This is a genomic window from Chiayiivirga flava (genome assembly GCF_014202825.1).
Classification (GTDB): Bacteria; Pseudomonadota; Gammaproteobacteria; order Xanthomonadales; family Xanthomonadaceae; genus Chiayiivirga; species Chiayiivirga flava.
Genome location: NZ_JACHHP010000002.1, coordinates 587148 through 606196 on the forward strand (window position 1 = coordinate 587148; position 19049 = coordinate 606196).

The following is a 19049-nucleotide window of genomic DNA, read 5'->3' on the forward strand; positions in this document are numbered from 1 at the left end:
GCCATTCACGTGCAGCGTGCGGGTGGCCGCATCCGACCCCGGCACCGTCGCGTCACTCCTCCAGCCCGTCGGAGAACACGCGTCGCGCGCGGAGCTCGAAGCCGGGCGCGATGGCGTTGCGCTGCAGTCCGTCCACCGCGACGCCGCCTTCGAGATCGACGAGGCGCGCCTGCGTCTGGACGATGCCGAGCCGCAGCCGCGTGTTCGCGATCCGCGGCGGGCCCAGCACGCACAGCCAGTGGAGCGCGCTGCCGGGCAGCACGGCGGCGTCCGCGGCAGCCGGCGGCACGTCCAGGGTCCAGCGCATGCCCGTCGCGACCTCGTTGATCTCGGCCAGCGCGTCGCGGCCCAGTTCCGTGTCGTCGTCCGGTTCGGGAACACCGTCGCCGTCGTCGCGGCGCAACACCAGTGCACCGATCAGTGCCGGCGTGCTGAAGTCCGGCACGTCCACGCGCAGGCTCGACACGCCCATCGGGCCCTCGCCGGGATGGCCGAGATGGTCGAGCGCAAGCGCATACGGGCACGATTCGGTGCCCTCGCCGATCAGCCGCTGCGTGGGCTCGTCGCGCAGCCGCAACAGGAACTGGAAGGGCCGGTGCGCGGCGAACAGGCCGAGGCGGCCGTCGGGGAAACTCGTCGCGCCCACGTCGTCGACGCCGTCGCCGTCGAGGTCGGCCAGGGCCACGCGCGAATAACGCCCTTCGAGCGTGCCGCGGTCGAGGCAGCGCGCCGCGGCAAACTGCAGCGGACCGATCTGCTCGGCGAACGCGACACCGCACTGCGCGCGCTGTTCCGCACTGCTGGCGACCGCTTCGGACGGCGCGAACAGATCCAGGTCCCCGTCGTGATCGATGTCGGAAAACGCCGCGCCGCCTGGGCCCACGACGCCTCCGAGCAGCACGCGCGGCGCCTCGAACAGGGCATCGGGTTGCGCTTGCGGGCCGAGATTGCGGAACAGCAGCACCGCGCCACGCGCCGGGTCCTCCGGCGTGCTGCCGGCCGAGGTCACCAGGTCGGGACGGCCATCGCGATCCAGGTCCACCACGAGCAGTTCGCGCGCGCCGTCGACGCGGCCGATGCGACGCAGCGGCTCCAGCGCACCGCCGCCGGCGGGGTCGAAGCGGTACCAGCCGAGCAGGTCGCCCATCGTGTCGCCCTCGTCGTCGGCACGCGCCGCGACCACCAGATCGCCGAACAGATCGCCGTCGAGGTCGGCGATCGCCACCGCGTTGGGCCGGTTCGGAAGGCCCAGTTGCGGCGTGGACACGAGGAATTCGTCGAGGCAGTCGATGCGGAACACCAGCGCGACGCGGTCGTTGTCTTCCGCCGCATACGCGATCTCCGGCACGCCGTCGCCGGTCATGTCGCCGACCGCGACGCCGCGCAGGTCGTCGGCCTCGGTGCAGCCCAGCGGCAACACGTCCACGCCGTCGCGCCGCATCCGGCCGACGAACATGCGGTTCTGGCCCGCCGCCGGCGCCGCCGCGGATTCGCCGTTGCCGAGCAGGAAATCGGCATCGCCGTCGAGGTCGAGATCGGCGATGGCCAGGCGCCGCGCCGCGCCGACATCGTCGAGCACGAGCGTCGGCGGAGTCAGGACGAACAGATCCTCCAGCGGCGGCGGCGCGCGGAAGAAGCCTCCCATGCGATGCAATCGTCCGGCGGTGAAGTCGGTGAACAGCAGCGTGTCGGGCGCGAAGCGCTGGCGGCCCGGCACGCGCGCGATCTCCACCGTGCCGACAAACGGCGCGCCGTCGTCCGCCACGTCCACGGCGGTGCGCGGCACGAAGTCGTCGACGAAGCTGCGGCCGTGCAGGCGCGTGTTGCGCAGCAGATGCAGGCTGCCGTCGTCGCGCGCACGGACGATGTCGCGATCGCCGTCCAGATCCACGTCGAACGCCAGCAGCACGCGCCCGGCATCGCCGTCGACCGGCAGCGCGACCGCGCCGCCGGCCGGCGGCAGCGCGGAGTTCTCCACGCGCAGCAGCGCGTCCGAACGCGCCAGCAGCAGATCGGCATCGCCGTTGCGGTCGAGATCCTCGAACGCGACCGCGCGATGGCGCGCGTCGTTACTGCTGTCCAGCACCACCGCGTCGCCGAACGCACCGCCGCCGACGGAGTGCAGGACGCGCACTTCCGACAGCAGCGGCACGGCGTCGTCGAACACCGTGGTGGCGAACACCAGCGCCGGGCCCGTCGTGTCGAGCGGCGCCGCCGCGAACAGATCGAACCGCGGCCGCAATCCCGCGCCGGCATTGCGCTCGAACACCGGCATCGGCCCCTCCAGGCCTTCGTTTGCCGTGCCGGCGAAGCGGAACACGCTGGCGACCGACAATCCCTCCTGGAAGCCGCCGGCGCTGGGGCCGGCGTAGGCCACGTCGAGCAGGCCGTCGTCGTCGAGGTCGGCGAGCACCGCCGCCTCCACCGCGTCCACCGTGTTGCCGACCGGCAGCGGATCGGGCTCGCGGAACTCGATCGGCCGTGTGCCATTGTTCGGCAGCACGTACAGGTAGGGATCGGCCGCGTTCACGACGAGCAGATCGGGATACTGATCCGCATCGAGCCGCCCCGCGGCGACCGCCACGATACCGTCGAAGCCGGCCCCGGCCCGCCCGCGTTCGCTGAAGTCCGGCGCTCCCCCGGGCGTGAAGCCGTTGCGCCGGATCCAGTAGAGCCGCCGGTTCTCCGCGCCCACGACCAGATCGAGCTGGTGGTCGGCATCGAGGTCCGCCAGCGTCAGCGTGACGGCATCGGACAATGCGCCCTTCGCCCCCTTGGCCGACGGCGGCTCCTCGCTGATCGTGTGCAGTACCTCGAACGCGGCGAAGCCGCTGCGATCGTTGCGCAGCCATCCGATCTCCCCGCTGCCGCCACCGCGCGCGGCCAGGATGTCCTCGTCGCCGTCCGCGTCCAGGTCCACGGCCTGCGCCAGCGTGATGCCCGTCACCGCCGCCAGCGCCTCCTCCGGCGCGAACGGCAGCGCTTCGGCATGGATCCGGCCGGCCAAGGCCAGTCCGAACAGCAGCAAGGTCCCGTGCAGCGAACGCGTCGACATGGTCATGCTCCCGATACCGCGAGGGCGGCGTCATCGGGGGCACGGAAAACGGGGCGGCTTCCTGCCAGCGTGGAGCAGGATCCGCGACGGTCGCCGCCGCGGCGCGGGCCGCGCTGCCGACTCGCGGCTTATCCGGTCGCGATCGGCAGAATGTCGCGGAAGATCGTCCGGCGGACATCGCGCAACGGCAGTCCGGGATAGGTGTCTGCATTGCACAGGCAGGCGTAGCTAAGGCCGGACGGGACGTGCCGCGCGGCAAAGGCGGCGAATCCGTTGATGCCGCCGTGGTGCTGCACAATCAGCGACTGGTCGCGCGTGGCGCGGTCGAGCATGAGTCCGAGGCCGTACTGCGTGTCGCCCATCGCGCGGTCGGCCTCGGAAAAGCGCCGCGTGCTCGCGGGCTCGCCGTTGCGCAGGCGCCCGGGTTCCACCATCCGGCGCGCGAACTCGGCGGGCAATCCGCCTTCGCCGAACACCGCCTCGAGCCAGCGGCACAGATCGTCGGCCGTCGAGCGCAGCGCGCCGGCCGCGCCGGCCAGGCGCACGTCGAAGTAGTCGGCGTTGTCGAACGGCGCGGTCGCCACGCCGGTGGGCGTGTAGCCGGACACGCGTCCGGGCACGATCTGCATGGGTGCGTCGAACGCGGTGTGCCCGAGTTGCAGCGGCGCGAAGAGCGTCTCGGCCGCAAGCGCCGCCAGCGGCTTGCCCGCCACCTGTTCGATGACGGCGCCCGCCAGCAGGTAGTTGGCGTTGCTGTACAGCCAGGCCGTTCCCGGATCGAAGTCGAAGAACGGCTGCTGCTGCGCGATGCGTCGCGCCTGCTCGACGTGCGACGCGCCGAGGCCGGACAGATCGTACTCGCCGTCGTGCACGCCCGCGGTGTGCTGCAGCAGTTCGAGCAGGCTGAACGGTGCGTGGCGCTTGAGGAACGGCAGGTGGTCCGACGCGGCATCGGACAGCGCGAGCCGGCCCTGCGCCGCGAGTTGCAGCAGCAGGACCGCCGTCACCTGCTTGGAGATCGATCCGACCCGGAACACGCTGCCGGCATCGACCGCGGTTCCGGTTTCCAGATTGGCCGTTCCGGCCCAGCGCCCGTACACCGCGCGGCCACCCTCCCACACCACGAGGGCGACGCCCGGCACCCGTTGCGACTGCACGGCCTCGTCCACGAGGCGATCGAGCAGCGCGCCGCGCTCTCCCCACGGCGCCGGCGGCGCGGCGGCTGCGATCGCAGGGCGCGCGAACGCGGTGGAGGCCAATGCGGCCGAGGTCGACACCAGCAACGAACGACGGGACAACATGCGGCATCGACTCCATGGCTGAATGCCATGCACCGTAGGCGCCGGCCGCGTTCGCAACAATAGGTCGGAAGTCAGCCGGCACGCCGATGCCGTGCCTGGCGTCAGCCTGTCGCCGATCAGCCTGTCGCCGAAGGGTGCGGCATCACCGCATCAGCTCTGCCGTCGCGACGGCGTCCGACCCCGGCTGCCGTCGCGCGGCGCGGAACTCGCCCGGCGTGCAGCCGTTCGCCGCCTTGAACGCGCGCTGGAATGCGCCGAGCGAACCGAACCCGCTTTCCATGCCCACCACCAGCGTGGACCACGGGTCGCGGGCGGGATCGAGCAGCAGTGTGCGGGCGTGGTCCAGGCGGTAGGCGTTGACGTACTGGCTGACGTTGCGGCAACCCAGCGGGCCGCGGATGGCGCGGCTGATGCGGTACTCGCCCACCTGCAGCGCATGCGCGAGGTGGCTCAGCGTGAGTTCGGCGTGCAGGTAGGGGCGTTGGCTGCGCATGTGCTGCTCGAGCAGCGCGGCGAGCGCGATGTCTTCGGCCCGGCTCGCGGTGTCGAGCGGCGATGCCGCGGCGGGCGCGAGCGGCGCGGCGTCCGGCGCGGTGGCGTCCGGGGCCGGCGCAAGCGGATGCCGCAGCCGCCACGTCACCAGCCCTTGCGTCACCAGCAGGATGGTGGCCGCCGCGGCCGCCGCGCAGACCGCGTGCACGTTGCCCGTGCCGGCGGCGTCGAGCAGCACCGGCGCCACCAGGCACAACGCCACGCAGCCGCCGTACGTGGTCAGGAACGCGACACGCATCGCGCGCTCCGTGCCCCGATGGCGGTGCCAGCCACGCAGCCCTTCCCGGAACGCCAGCACCAGCGCGACCGAACTGAGCAGACCGAGCGACTCGGCCGCCGTCACCGCCACCACGGGCGGCAGGGCGGCGCGCTGCTGCACCACGACGATCAGCGCCGCCACCGTGCCCGCGTAGGCCAGATGCCGCGCGGCGAACGGCGGTCCCTGGCGGAACAGCGCGCGCGACACCAGCCAGAAGCCGTTGCAGGTCGCGCAGGCGCCCGCACCCAGCAGCGCGTACCACAGGCCCGCATCGGGGCCCACCAGTCCGCGCGCCATCATCATCGCGATCGAACCGCAGAACACCGCCCACACGATCGCCAGCGCCGATCGCGGGCGAGCCGACAGCGCCAGCAGCAGCCAGAGCACGGACAGGCACAGCGCGGTGGCCTGCAGGGCGGGAATCCAGTCGACCACGGCCGACGCTCCGGTGACGTGGAACATCGGGCCATGGTGGGCGCTTCGACGCAGGGGCGCCTCGTCCGGAAGTCACGGGCGCTGTCCGGATTCGGAAATCGGCAGGACATGCCACGCGCCGGCGCAGCACCGTGGGTGTCCCTGTCCGGAGACCCTGCCATGCACGTCGATCCTCCCGTTGTGTCCCGCCTGTTGCCGTGGGCCGCCCGCGCCTGGTTCGTCGCGGCCGCGGCCGGCCAGTGGCTGTTCGCGGCGTACATCGTGTGGGTGCTGGCGTGGCCGCTGCTGCTGGGCGACGGCGCCGCGGTGAATCGCACCTCGCTCATCACCGGGCATGTCGCGGGCGACACGCTGGGCAATGCGTCGCTGCTCGGCCACGTGGCAGCCGCGGCGGTGCTGAACCTGCTGGGCGTGCTGCAACTGGTGCCGGCGCTGCGCCGCAGCCATCCGCGCTGGCACCGGCTTGCGGGCCGGGTGTTCATGACACTGTCGCTGGTGGCCGTGGCGAGCGGGCTCTACATGACCTGGCTGCGCGGCTCGCGGCTCGGAGACGTGTCGGCCATCGCGATCAGCTTCAACGGCGCGCTGATCGGGCTGGCCGTGACCCTGGCCTGGCGACGGGCGCGACAGCGCCGCTTCGCCGAACACCGGCGCTGGGCCATTCGCGCGTTCCTGCTGGTCAGCGGCGTCTGGACGCTGCGGCTCGGGCTGATGGCCTGGGTGCTGCTGAACCAGGGACCGCGCGGCAACACGCCGCGCCTCGACGGGCCGTTCGACCTGTTCTGGGTCTTCGGTTGCTACCTAGTTCCGCTGGTGGTGGCCGAACTGTATTTTCGCGCCGAACGCGCCACGCCCGTGGCCCAGCGTGCGGTGGCGCTGCTGCTGGGGCTCTGCGCCGTGCTGACGGCGCTCGGCACGGCGGCGGCATTCGCCTTCATGTGGCTGCCGCATTTCTGAGCACGGCGCGCGCTGGTGCTCGGGCTCCCGCGTCCTCGCCCGGCATGGTCGCGGACGCGTGCGCAGGCCGTTGTCGCAGTCGATGCGTCGACCGCGACAACGGGAACCTGGTCCCGGGCGTTTCCGCCGGCCGAGCCGGCGGTCCGCCCGCGGCTCCACTGCTATTCTCGCGAACAGTGTCCATGGCGCCCCGGGAGCAGGCCTTGCCGCAGTCCATTCCATCCAAGCCCGCCTGGCAGCACGCGCTGTCGCTGACCGAACAGGTCAACTCCTGCGCCATCAGCGCGGACGGCGCGCGTGTCGTCGCCGGCACCAGCCAGGAGTTCGGCCAGGGACAGTTCGCCGTGGTGTGTTTCGATGCCGACGGCAACCAGCGTTGGCGGCAGCCGGTCGGCACACCGCAGGCCTACCAGGGCGTGTTCTGGGTCGCCATCAGCGCCGACGGAACCACCGTGGCGGCCGGTGGCGAACTCGCCGACGGATCGAGCGGCTTCCTCGTCGCCTTCGACGGCGGCACGGGTGCGTCCCTGTACGAAAACACCGCACTGCCCGCGCGCGTGAACCAGGTCAGCCTGAGCGACGACGGCAACACCTTGCTTGCCTGCTACCTGGACACCATTGCGCTCTATCGGCGCGGTTCCACGCCGGTGTTCGCGCAGGTCGACACCTACAGCGTGGCCGCACACCACACCATCGAAAGCGCGATGCTCAGCGGCGACGGCACGCGCGCCGTGGCCGGCAGCATCCACTACGTGCAGAGCGCGACGACGAGCGCAACCGCCAGCGCGACGGCCGGCTCGACCGCGACCGCCACGGTCGGTGCAGTCGTGTCCGCGTCGATCTCCCCGGTCGGCGGCTTCGAGGACATCACGACGACGGACTTCGACTCCGGCGTCATGCGCGTGGCAGTCACCGCGGACGGCTCCGCCTGGGGCGGTGCGCTGCACGACGCGAGCTGCGTGTGTTTCCTCGCCGGCGCGACGCGCCTGCCGGTGTGGCGCCACCGATGTCCCGTGGCGGCGAACATCGCCTATGCGTTCGACATCGCCGGCTCCGCGTCCGGCACCGTCAGCCTTGCCTACGGCGTCAACCTGGTGGCCGATCCGGATCCGGGCGCACCGCAGGGCGCGGTCATCAGTCTCACCTGCGACGCGCAGGCGACCCCGCCGGTGCCGGTGCAACGCTGGTGCACGCCGACCCGGTTCGCCGTGAACCCGGGCGTCAGCCTCGATCGCGCCGCGACCCTCGTCACCGCCACCGACGGCAAACCCGATCCCGGCCACGAGACGACGGAAAGCGCCGGCAACTTCTACCTGTTCGACAATATCGCCAACAGCCTGCTGTGGAGCTATCCGACGCCGAAGATGAACTGGCCGATGGCCATCGCCGCCAACGGCCGCGCCATCGTCGGTGCCAGCGACGATGGCCGCGTCTACTACTGGGCCGGTGCGTGACCGAAGCATCGATGACCGCAACCGCGGCACGCTGGCCGCGCTGGCTCAGGGGCCTGGCCCTCGCCATCGCGTGGGTCGGCGTCTGGGGTCTTGGTCATCTCGGCGAATTCGCCACCCACGCCAGTCTCTGGTATCCGCCCGCCGCGCTCACCTTCGCCAGCATCGCGGTGCTGGGTCCGCGCGTGATCCCGTATCTGGTGCTGGCCTCCTTCGGCGGCACGCTGTGGTCGCTGTCGATCTACCGGATCGACATGGACTGGGCCAACGTGGTCGGCTTCGGGCTGGCAAACGCGGTCGCCCACATCGGCTGCTACGGTCTCGGGGCCTTCGTGCTCCGGCGCATCGCACGCCGGCTCGGCCATCGCCTGCCGAACCAGATCATCGCCTTCCTGGTCATTGCCACGCTGTCGTCGGCACTGGCCACCATCGGTGCGATCGCGACGCTGGCGGCCTTCGATCAGCTCGGCCCGGAGGGGCCGGTGGCGACCGCGCTGGTGTTCTGGATCGGCGACTTCGTTGCGCTGGTGGTGCTCGGTCCGCTGTTCGGCGCGGTGCTCCTGCGCCTGCTCCGGCGCAGCGACCTGTGGGCGGACGCGCACGCCTTCCTGCATCGCGAGCGCCTGCGCAGCCCGTTCGGCTACAAGCTGCTCTTCAACGTGGTGCTGGTGATCCTGGTGATGCTGGTCGCCGATCGCGGCCAGAGCTACGAAAGCGCGTTCCTGATCTTCTTCGTGCTGATTCCGCAGCTGTGGCTCACGTACACCGAATCGCCGATGGCCACCACGGTCAGCCTGGCGGTGATCAGCTTCCTCGTGGTGGTGTTGCTCTGGCTGCTGGAACTGGGCCAGTTCGTCTACATCTACCAGCTGGCGATCGCCATCATCGCGACGACGGCGTATTTCGGTCTGGCCATTCCCCTGCTCGAAGCGGCCAATCGCCAGCTGCGCCAGCGCCTGATGTTCGATCCGCTCACCGGTGCCGCCACGCGCGACTACCTGCTCGAGAAGGTGCAGTTGGCGGAACAGGCGGGCGGGGCATCGACGCATGCACTCGCCGTCGTCGACCTCGACCATTTCAAGGCGATCAACGACAGCCACGGCCACCGCCTCGGCGACCAGGCGCTGGTGGCGCTGGTGGAAACGCTGCGCGCGCATGCACGCGCCGGCGACGTGGTCGCGCGCTTCGGCGGCGACGAATTCATGATGCTGTTGCCGGGCTGCGATTCCGACATGGCCAAGGCGCGCATGCAGGCAGCCATCGTGGCGCTGCGCGACGTGCGCATCGGCGAAGGCGTGCACCTGACGGCGAGCGTCGGCATCGCCATCCAGCACCCCGGCGAGCCCTTCGACGGCTGGTTCGCCCGCGCCGACGAGGCGCTCTACCGGGCCAAGCAGGCGGGGCGCGATCGGGTGGTGTGAGGCTGACGACCCGTGGCCTACGCTGCCGCGTTTCTCCGTTGTTCCATGAATCCGCCAGCGAGTGCATGCATGTACCTCCATCGATTCGCCCGCACTGCGTTCGCTGCGGCCGCACTCGTCTTCGGATCCACCGCCGCGGCGCAGGACGTAGCGCCATGGCGCGCAGAATTCCTCACCGTCGACGCGCCGAAGGTGCTGCTCACCCATGCGCGCGTCATCGACGGCACAGGCAAGGCACCGGCGGACGGCGTGTCGATCCTGATCGAGAACGGCGTGATCGCCGCCGTCGGCGCGGAGCTGCAGGCACCGGACGGCGCGCACGTCGTCGCGCTCGACGGGCGCACGGTGATGCCGGGGCTCGTGATGCTGCACGAACACATGATGTATTTCTCCGGCCGCGCGGTCTGGCACGCGCAGCCGGTCAGCTATCCGAAGCTCTATCTTGCCGCCGGCGTCACCACGCTGCGCACCGGTGGCGCCGAGCATCCGGAGGTGGACCGCAACCTCAAGCGCCGCATCGACGCCGGTCTCGCGCCCGGCCCGTCGATGCACCTCACCGGCCCGTATTTCAACGGCGCGGCCGGTGACTTCCTCGGCGACACCGTTCTCGCCTCGCCGGACGAAGGACGCGCCGCGGCGGCCTTCTGGGCGAGTCGCGGCTTCACCTCGCTCAAACTCTACGACGCGGTCGACGCGCCGCTGGCGCAGGCCGTCATTGACGAAGCGCACCGGCACGGCGTGAAGGTGACCGGCCACCTGCGCGACCTCGGCTGCGCGGAGGCCGCCAGGCTCGGCATCGATTCGATCGAGCATGCCTTCCTGTCGTGCGCGAAGGATCTGGGCTTCGCGCCGAACGTCGCCGGCTTCGTCGCGCAGCCGGACGACCCCAGGGTGCGCGCGCTGATCCGCACGCTCGTCGACGAAGACGTGGTGCTCGTGGCCACGCCCGCTGCCATCGGCCGCCCGCTCGGCGACGAGGCCCTGTCGATGCTCGCACCGCAGGCGCGCGAAGCCTTTGATGCCACGACCAAGGCGATGCCACCGTGGCTCCCGGACGAGGCCGGCCTGCGCGAACTGCGCAAGCTCGAACGTGCCTTCGTCGAGGCTGGCGGCCGCCTCGGCATCGGCGCGGACGCCATGGATTTCGGACTCGTCGCCGGCTACGCGGACCATCGCGCGCTCGAACTGCTGGTCGAAGACGGCTGGACACCGATGGAAGTGATCCGCATGGCCACCTCGAACGGTGCGGCGCTGCTCGGCATCGGCGACCGCACCGGCCGCATCGCCCCCGGCTACCGCGCCGACCTGATCGTCACGCGCGACGACCCGTCGAAGGACATCCGTGCGTTGCAGTGGATCGACATCGTGTTCAAGGACGGCGCCGGCTACGACCCCGCGAAACTGCGCGCCGCGGCGAAGGGCAAGGTGGGCTGGCACTGAGTTGTCGTCGATGCGCCCAGGCTCCGATGGCATCGACGCGCTGCGTGTGGCAAGCGCCCCAGGCCTCCGGGAACACGATCAACCGTCCGTCGTCCCGGCGAACACCGGGACCCAGTGACGTTGCCCGGTTTGCTGCCGCGTACCAAGCGAACGCGCCGGTCGCCGCACGACGACGACGGATGGGAGCGGTCCGTGCAACGTGCACACGCCGCCGCGTTGCATCGCGAGACTCGTCGGCGCCCACCTCAGGCCGGTGGAGGAGATGCCGAAACGCAAGCGAGGCCTCATCCCCGACCTGTTCCGCGAACCGTACAGCGCCCTACTATCCCGGTAGTGAGCCGATAGGCGTGCAAGTCGGTTCGACCGACGACACCACGGCATCGCGTCCGACGCCCGCCAGGTCTCGCGCACGGCGCCCACGCACACCGCCAAGCCCCTGATTGCCAAGACCTTCAGAATTCTTCATCCGGACTTCCGACACTTCATTCGCATCGGCGCTGAGCTGGTCGTCCCTCCCCGACGGACACCACGACGATGCGACGTTTCCTCCCCAGCCTGCTGGTCCTCCTCGCCGCCGCCGACGCCCTCGCGGCCGCGCCCACCGATCGGCCCGAGGCGCTCGACGACGGCTGGACCGTCGCCGCGCCGGCCGAGGTGGGCGTGGACGCGGCCCGGCTCGCCGCGCTGTCCGCGCGCATCGAGGACCAGACGTTCAAGAAGATCACCAGCGTCCTCGTCGCCCGCGACGGCAAGCTCGTCCACGAGGCGTATTTCAACGGCGGCGAGCGCGAGCGCCTGAACGATGTGCGCTCGGCGAGCAAGAGCGTCACCTCGCTGCTGGTCGGCGCCGCCATCGATCGCGGCCTGATCTCCGGCGTCGATGCCAGGGTCTTCGGCTTCTTCGAGGACCGTCGCTGGGCGCACCCGGACGCACGCAAGCTCGCCTTCACGCTCGAGGACCTGCTGACCATGAGCGCACCGTGGGAATGCAACGACGACAACCAGTTCTCCTCGGGCAACGAGGAACGCATGTACGTGGCCGAGGACTGGCTGCAGTTCGCGCTCGACCTGCCGATGCGCGGCTACGCGCCGTGGGACACCTTGCCGGCGGATGCGCCGTACGGGCGCAGTTTTTCCTACTGCACCGCGGGCACGCTGGTGCTCGGCGCCGTGGTCGAACGCGCCACGGGCAAGTCGCTGTCGGCATTCGCGCACGAGGTGCTGGAAGCGCCGCTCGGCATCACGAAGGTGCGCTGGAACGTCGCCTCGGGCGGCGTGACCATGGGCGGCGGCGGCACGCGCTACCGCTCGCGCGACCTGCTCAAGCTCGCCGAGATGGTGCGCGCGCGCGGCCGCTGGCAGGGCAGGCAGGTCATCTCTGAGCGCTACATCGACGCCGCGCTCACGCCGCGCGCCGTGCCGCGTGAGAACACCGAGTACGGTTATCTCTTCTGGCGCTTGGGCACCACCGAGGGCAAGCCCCGACAGTGGGCCTGGGCGATGGCCGGCAACGGCGGCAACTACGTGCTGATCGTGCCCGAGCAGAACCTCGTGGCCGTCATCACCAGCGAGGCCTACAACCAGGGCTACGCGCATCCGCAATCGCAGACGATCCTGCGCGAGTATCTGATCAAGGCGCTGACGGCGTCACCGTGAGCAGATCCGCCGGCAGCCACGGCGCGGCCAGCACCCGCGCGCGTTCCTCGCCGACGCGCGCGGCGATGCGGTCGAGCGCGGCGGCGAAGCCCGGCACCTCGCGCACGCAGGCGAACAGCGGCGAGGCGAGCAGCGACGCGCGATCGAGCATGCCCGCGTCGATCGCGCGGTCGATCGCGACGCGCGCGGCGGCGGTGTCGCCGCGCGCGCATTCGAGCCAGCCCAGCTCCAGGAACGTCTCGGGCCACTGGTTCTCCGGCGTCGTCGGCGCGTCGAGCTCGGCGATGCGCGCCGCGATCCGTGCCGGCGTCGCGGGTTGCTCGCCGTGCAGCAGGCGCAAGGTGCGCAACCGCCCCAGATGCGGCCGCGCCTGCTCGGCCTGCGCGAAGAAATCCGCGGCACGCGCGCGATCCCCGCGCAGCAGCGCCAATTGCCCGAGCAGCACCTGCAACTCGGGATGGTGCGGCCGCGCGAGCGCCTCGTCGGCGGCGCGTTCGGCCTCGCTGTAGCGGCCCTGCCGGAACAGGAACGTCGGCCACGCGACGTTGGCGAACACATTGTCGGGCTGCAGGCGAAAGCTGCGCGCGTACCACTGCTCGGCCTCGACGTCGAAGCCGAGCAGCTCCAGATCGCGTGCGATCTGGTTGTCGAGATGGCGCAGCCGCGAGCGGTGATCGAGCACCGAGAGATTCAGGCGCAAGGCCTCGGCCAGCTGGCCCTTCACGCCGAGCAGATAGGCCAGGGAGGCGACGCTGTCCTCCCGCCCGGCGGGATCGAGCGCGATCGCGCGCGTGTAGCTCGCGATGGCATCGTCGATGCGTCCCAGGCAATCGAGGGCATAGCCGCGCGCGGAATGCGCGGCTGCATCGCTGCCGTCCTCCGCGATCAGCGACTCGGCGAGTTGCCGGGCGCGGTCGGCCTGTTCCCACGGAAAGTCGTACAGGCACACGCGCGCGCTCAACGCGACACTCAGGCCCAGCCGCGCCTCGCGCGACGGCTGCACCTGAAGGGCCTGTTCGTACAGCGCCACGGCGCGTTCGTTGTTGTCGCGCTGGCCCATCGCGAAATAATGCCGCGCGCGTTCCAGCGTCTCGTCGCGCGGCGTCGGCGGTGGCGTCGTCGGATCGCGGCCGCGCATCGCAGACGCCGCGGCGAGGATGAGCACGAGCACCACCGGCACGGCCAACCACGCCCGCGCGCGCCGCGGCGGCGCCGTCGCGTCGCCCGCTGCCTCCGCGTCCGCGTCCGCGAGCGCCTCGGGCATCGCGCACAACTGGTACCCGCGACCACGCACCGAACGCACGTACCGCGGCTGCCGCCCGTCATCGCCCAGCGCCTGGCGCAACAGCTTCACGCGCTGCGTCACGGTTTCCTCGTTGACCACGGCCGGTGCCCACACCTGCGCAATCAGCGTGTCGAACGGCACCACCTCCACGCCCCGCCGCAGCAGGCAGGCGAGCAGACGGAAACTCAGACCCGACACATCGAGCACCGCATCCGCGCGCGTCACGCGCTGCCGCTCGAGATCGATGATCAGATCGTCGAGACGAAACCGGCTGGGCGTGGTGCTCGACATGCGACGACTCGGCGAAACATCGCGCGAGTGTGCGCAGCGCGCGTGGCCCGCGCAAGGCCGATCGGTAGGGGTCGCCGGGTCCTGATCGAGGCAAGATGGGGAACGAGCGCAGTCGGAAGAGGCACCGCCGACGATCGTTCCTGCGCCGAAGCTTGTGCTCGGCGATACCGCCGATGTTGCGGCGGAGCGGCAAAGGTATCGTGGAATGGCGGCAGAGGCGGGGAGCAACTCTCGTCGCACATGTTCCGTCACGGCGTCGTGGATCTCCGAGCAGGCACCCAGGAGACAACGTCGGCCCTACGAGGGTGCCGAGGGTCACCGTGGATTCGCGAACGCAGTGCCGCTTTTCGCTGCTGATACCATCACCGCGATCATCGATTGCCGCCAACCGGCGCTCGCCCGTCACTTCGGTGTCGCCGAGTGCCGATGGTGGAAGGAAAGGGATGAACCCGTGAGCGATCGAGCCGACGCACAACGTCTGGCGTGGGACAGCGTTGCTGCGGGATGGCAGAAATGGTGGCCGACCATCGAGAGCGGGGCCGGCTCCGTCAGCGATCGCATGATCGAATTGGCGGAGATCGAACCGGGTCAGCGCGTGCTCGACATCGCGACCGGCATCGGCGAGCCCGCCCTGGTGGCAGCACGCCTTGTCGGTCCTGCGGGGCGCGTCGTCGCGACGGACATCTCGACCGGGATGCTCGATATCGCCCGGAAGAGAGCCCTTGCGTCGGGTCTGACGAACGTGGCGTTCGTCGAAGCAGATGCAGCGCGACTGGATTTCCACGAGGGCAGCTTCGACGCCGTCTTATGGCGATGGGGTCCGACGGATCTCTCCAATCCCTCGAACACGTTGGTCGCGATACGACGCATGCTGACACCCGGTGGATCGTTCGCCACCGCTGTCTGGCAAGCAGGGCCGGACGCCCGTCCGCTGGCGCGCCATGCGATGTCCGTCGCCTGCGGGATGTTCGATGCGCCGTCGGGCTGCGCGCAGGAGCCGACGCCGCCCGAACGTTCGCTGGAGCAGGAACTGCTTCATGCCGGGTTCTCGGAAGTCCGCGTGGAAGCGATGACGCTGACCCTGGCGTTTGCGTCCACCGACGACTGCACCCGGTACCTCATGGATGTGTCGCCGGTGTTTGCCGCATTGCTGTCCGACAGATCGCCCGGGCAGCTCGCAGAGTATCGGCGCAGACTCGCGGCCGCGCTTCGGCAGTACGTCACCGCGGATGGCAGCGTCCGAATTCCGAACGTTACCCTCTGCGCGGTGGGCCGGCGATGATGGCCTGCGCGTGATCCGGGTCGATGCGCATCTCGATGCCAACACGCCGGAGGCCTCGCCCAGCGGCAACTTCCACGGCATGCCGGTGAGCGCCATCCTGGGTCGCGCGCCGGAACCGCTCCGGCCGTTGCTGGGCATGCCGCTCGACCCGTCACGCTTCCGCTACTTCGGCATCCGCGTCGGCGACGTGGGGGACTGGGCGCTGCAGCGCGAGCTCGGGCTGCAGGTGCTCGATCCGCAGTCCACCTTCGACGGGCCGGTGCACATCCATTTCGATCTCGACGTGCTCGATCCGCAGGAGTTTCCGCATCTGGCCTACACCGACGGCCGGCTGCGGATCCCGGATGCAATTGCGTTGGTCGAACGCATTGCGCGCGACGCCGACCTCGTGGGCCTCACGCTGACCGAATTCGCCCCGGCCGACGAAGAGGGCGCACGCCACGGCAGCGAAGTGATCGCGCGGATCTGCGAAGCGGCGATGCGGGGCTGACGCGCGGCCGCTTTGCGCACCGTTGGTGCAGGGACTGCCCCACCTCCTGCGCCTGCGAATCGCTGGGGCCCCGAGGGACGAGATCCGAACGCCGCACATTGCGCGATGGCAAAACCGGCCACGGTTTTCCGTGCCCCGTGTTGTCCCCCGATCGGATAACGCCGATGTCTCCCCTGTACCGCATCCTGCTGTCGTCCTGCCTCGGCGCGGTCTTCCTGCTGCCGCTCGAAGCCCGGGCCGCTTTGCCGTCGAAAGGCGCCCAACCCGTCGCGACGCAGTGTTCCGGCGCGCGGTCCCCGACGCGCGTGCTGCGTGACGATTTCGACGGCACGCAACTCGATCCTGCCGTCTGGACGGTCGATGCGAACGCCGGCAGCGTCAGCGTCGCCGGCGGCCTTGCCCGTGTCGCCGCCGGCGACACCACGAGCTTTCCGTTCGTCACCGCGGCCACCCCGCTGATCCCGGCGTCCGGCGGGTTCTCGGTGCGATGGACCGCCACCTTCGAACGCGTGGCCGTCCACGGCGCATGCAGCCTCGTCGGCAGCCGCGGGCTGCCGATCGACGGCGGCGACAACCCGTCGACGACCTTCTTCGCCGCATGCCAGGACTCCAGCGTCGGATACCTCGTCTCGGTAGCGACGGCAATCGACGCGCCGCGCACGATCGCCTTTCAGGACAGCAGTGGCGCCGAGCTGTCGCACGATGTCGAGGTGTGCTGGCTCGCGGCGCGGACCGAAGTCTGGGTCGACGGCACGCGCGTGTTCGTGTCGGCCCGCGACCCGGACGTGCCGATGCCGGATGCGCTGTGGTTCGGAAACTACGCGCGCGGCCTGATCGATTCGCCTTGGAACGATTTCTCGCTCGACAGCGTCGACATCACGGCCTTCGACAGCGACGGCACCATCTTTGCCGACGGGCTCGAAGGCGCGGGCGACGGCGACGCGGGCTAGTCGCGAGGCGGATGCCGGGCGGCTGGAGCCGAACGGTTGCGGCAGCGACGGCGAGGAACGGCACCCTGCGTCGGCGAAGGCCTGTTATCTGGAACACGGCTTTCAAACTTACGGCGTCCACGCGTCACCCATCCACGGCATGCCGTTGATGCTGCCGCTGCGCTGACGAGCGGCCCGACACCGTTCCGCGCGCGCCTCACGGCGCCTGCGGCGGCACCCGCCACCGGAGCGCCAGGCGCCGCGCCACCGGCATCAGCACGGCCAGCGCGGCGTAGAACCCACCCCACACGATCGCGAAGCGGCCGTCCTGCTGCATCCGGGCCGGGCCGGTGCCGCCCGAGAGCGCGTGCACGAGCACGTACACCACGAACACGCCGATCAGGGTGAGCCACGCGGTCATGGCCTCGAAGGCCACGCACCGGCAATGCAGGGCGTCGAACGCGCGGACGCCGCGCGGTGCGCGCAGCCGCATCGCGACGATCCACACGCCCGGCAGGATCAGCGCCGTCCGTTCCAGCTGCACCGCATGGTGGATCCCCGCCACGGCCACCATCGCCGCGCCCACACCGAGCAGCGCGAAACGCGCCGCGCGCGTCGACGCGAACGACGCGCCGTGCGCGAACATCGCCAGCCACGCCATGCCGAACTCGAAGACCAGCGTGGTGGCGACGATGCCGTTCGCGTGCCCGAACCACGGACTCGCCGGCAGCAGCGAGGCGACGAGCACGAAGACGCCGGTGGCCAGCTCGAAGACGTCGATCCGCTGCCACGCCGCGCGTATCGCGGGCGGGCGCACGGACGTGCGCGCTTCGCTGTGGAACGGGCGCGGAGGTGTCGGTCGCTTCGCCACGGTCGGGTCGGGCAGGGAGCGCGTGTGGGCGCGAGGCCTGCAGTCTAGACGCGTGACGCGCCGTCCGGCGCCGGATTCGGTTCCGGGGCGGGGCAGCGCGGAACGTCGACGCTGGCCGGGTAGTGGGACAGCCGGCACATTGGCACGGCGGTCGCTCACGCAACCGCAGTACCCGACTCACCTGCCTGCCGCGCCGCGCCGTCGCCACTCGCACCGCAAAAGTATCCGTTCGTCGCCACGCACCGACGACGCTGCGCCCACCCACCGCACCGCCCGTACGGCGGATGAACAGCGACGAGCAACTCGTCGCGTTTTCCGATCCGCCGACAGGAGTGGTGCGTATGCGCAACGGATGCGTGGGTGTTCTTGTGTTCGCGATGGTGGCCGCGTCGTCCGCGGCGCGCGCCGACGAGGTCTGCGGCGTCACCGACAACATGCTCGCCGATGGCTTCGAGCCCGCGAACATCCTTCCCGCCTACACCCTGCCCGGCGACGCAACGCCACTCACGCTCAGCATCGCCGACCCGCCGGACAACGCCGCCACGGGCCTCGACCGCATCGTGCTCAGGGGCAGCTTCACCGGCCCACCCAACACCGGCATCGTCGCCGGCGACCGCGTGGTCGCGCACTCGAACACCGAATTCGTCACGCCTCCGATCGCGCTCGAACCCGGCGCCAACGCCATCACCGTGCAGCTGCACGGCATCGACGGGCCCGGCCCATCGATCGTCCACCACATCACCTACGACCCCGCGCTCGCACCCCGCGCCCGCGTGCTCCCACGCACCGTTTCGGCCATGGCGCCCACGGCCATCGCCTTCGACATCGCGCTCCAACCCGGCGAACCCCTCGCCCTCACCCGCATCCGCCTCGATACCGACGGCAACGGCAGCATCGACGTCGACACCACCAATGCAAACGCCCTCAAGGCCACCTACCTGCAGCCCGGCCTCACGAAGATCACCGGCACCGCCACTCTCGACGACACCAACCCCAACACCGCACCCCTCCAGGTGCCCCTCGCCACGTGGTTCCTCGCGGTGCATCCGCAGCAGACGCGCTACACGCTGTGCAGCGCGTTTGGAACCATGCGCACGCGGCTCGCCGCACAAAACGTCGACGGCGCGTTGAACACCCTGACGATCGACATGCAGGAACGCTTCGAACCGTTCTGGACGGCGATCAAGCCGCAGCTGCCGACTGTCGCCGGGGAGCTCGGAACGATTATCGATGCGCGTTTCTCGCGGGGTGAGGCCGAATTGCTGCTCGCTCGACCCAATCCGGGGGTGCCCGGAACCTCGAATGCGTTCCGCGTGCAATGGAGCCGCGGGACAGACGGTGTCTGGCGTATCGGAGCGATGTAAATGGATGTGA

General features: G+C 70.5%; 14 protein-coding genes. 9 read left to right on the forward strand and 5 right to left on the reverse strand.

Going from position 1 to position 19049, the window contains the following annotated elements; all coding sequences use genetic code 11:
- Window positions 1–52 precede the first annotated feature (52 nt).
- From HNQ52_RS07035 to HNQ52_RS07045, 3 genes are all read right to left on the reverse strand, one after another.
- On the reverse strand, window positions 53–3055 hold the full coding sequence (locus HNQ52_RS07035) for an FG-GAP repeat domain-containing protein (protein WP_183960395.1): 3003 nt from the start codon (window positions 3053–3055) through the stop codon (window positions 53–55).
- Window positions 3056–3183: 128 nt separating this feature from the next.
- Complete coding sequence (locus HNQ52_RS07040) at window positions 3184–4356, reverse strand: serine hydrolase domain-containing protein (RefSeq protein WP_183960396.1); 1173 nt, start codon at window positions 4354–4356, stop codon at window positions 3184–3186.
- Window positions 4357–4498: 142 nt separating this feature from the next.
- Window positions 4499–5629: a helix-turn-helix domain-containing protein gene (locus HNQ52_RS07045; protein WP_183960397.1), complete on the reverse strand. Its 1131-nt coding sequence runs from the start codon at window positions 5627–5629 to the stop codon at window positions 4499–4501.
- A gap of 132 nt (window positions 5630–5761) precedes the next feature.
- On the opposite strand from HNQ52_RS07045, the gene HNQ52_RS07050 reads away from it, so the two are divergent.
- The 5 genes from HNQ52_RS07050 to HNQ52_RS07070 all read left to right on the forward strand — a co-directional run bounded on the left by HNQ52_RS07050 (window position 5762) and on the right by HNQ52_RS07070 (window position 12527).
- A complete protein-coding gene (locus HNQ52_RS07050) occupies window positions 5762–6559 on the forward strand; it encodes a DUF2306 domain-containing protein (protein WP_183960398.1) in 798 nt (265 codons plus the stop codon).
- A gap of 182 nt (window positions 6560–6741) precedes the next feature.
- Window positions 6742–8013 (forward strand): WD40 repeat domain-containing protein, encoded by a 1272-nt coding sequence (locus HNQ52_RS07055; RefSeq protein ID WP_183960399.1) that lies wholly within the window; start codon window positions 6742–6744, stop codon window positions 8011–8013.
- A gap of 11 nt (window positions 8014–8024) precedes the next feature.
- The gene (locus HNQ52_RS07060; RefSeq protein WP_183960400.1) at window positions 8025–9431 is read left to right on the forward strand and encodes a sensor domain-containing diguanylate cyclase; all 1407 of its coding nucleotides are present in this window, start codon (window positions 8025–8027) and stop codon (window positions 9429–9431) included.
- A 69-nt stretch (window positions 9432–9500) separates the two neighbouring features.
- Entirely contained in the window at window positions 9501–10871 is a 1371-nt protein-coding gene (locus HNQ52_RS07065) for an amidohydrolase family protein (RefSeq protein ID WP_183960401.1), read from the forward strand.
- Between the two features lie 534 nt (window positions 10872–11405).
- Entirely contained in the window at window positions 11406–12527 is a 1122-nt protein-coding gene (locus tag HNQ52_RS07070) for a serine hydrolase domain-containing protein (RefSeq protein WP_183960402.1), read from the forward strand.
- On the opposite strand, the gene HNQ52_RS07075 is transcribed toward HNQ52_RS07070, so the two are convergent.
- On the reverse strand, window positions 12502–14103 hold the full coding sequence (locus tag HNQ52_RS07075; protein ID WP_183960403.1) for a winged helix-turn-helix domain-containing protein: 1602 nt from the start codon (window positions 14101–14103) through the stop codon (window positions 12502–12504). The genes HNQ52_RS07070 and HNQ52_RS07075 overlap by 26 nt on opposite strands.
- Before the next feature lie 337 nt (window positions 14104–14440).
- Here HNQ52_RS07075 and HNQ52_RS17100 point away from each other — a divergent pair, with 337 nt between their 5' ends.
- The 3 genes from HNQ52_RS17100 (at window position 14441) to HNQ52_RS07085 (ending at window position 16825) form a co-directional block, all read left to right on the forward strand.
- Window positions 14441–15385, forward strand: a complete 945-nt coding sequence (locus tag HNQ52_RS17100) for a class I SAM-dependent methyltransferase (RefSeq protein WP_343059233.1) — start codon at window positions 14441–14443, stop codon at window positions 15383–15385.
- Between the two features lie 10 nt (window positions 15386–15395).
- Window positions 15396–15875 carry an arginase family protein gene (locus tag HNQ52_RS07080; protein WP_343059234.1) on the forward strand — a complete coding sequence of 160 codons (480 nt, stop codon included), beginning with the start codon at window positions 15396–15398 and terminating at the stop codon, window positions 15873–15875.
- Window positions 15876–16039: 164 nt separating this feature from the next.
- On the forward strand, window positions 16040–16825 hold the full coding sequence (locus tag HNQ52_RS07085; RefSeq protein WP_183960405.1) for a LamG domain-containing protein: 786 nt from the start codon (window positions 16040–16042) through the stop codon (window positions 16823–16825).
- A 196-nt stretch (window positions 16826–17021) separates the two neighbouring features.
- On the opposite strand, the gene HNQ52_RS07090 is transcribed toward HNQ52_RS07085, so the two are convergent.
- Complete coding sequence (locus HNQ52_RS07090) at window positions 17022–17621, reverse strand: hypothetical protein (RefSeq protein ID WP_183960406.1); 600 nt, start codon at window positions 17619–17621, stop codon at window positions 17022–17024.
- Between the two features lie 395 nt (window positions 17622–18016).
- Between HNQ52_RS07090 and HNQ52_RS07095 the strand changes: the two genes are divergently transcribed.
- Window positions 18017–19039 carry a hypothetical protein gene (locus tag HNQ52_RS07095; RefSeq protein ID WP_221281967.1) on the forward strand — a complete coding sequence of 341 codons (1023 nt, stop codon included), beginning with the start codon at window positions 18017–18019 and terminating at the stop codon, window positions 19037–19039.
- Window positions 19040–19049 lie beyond the last annotated feature (10 nt).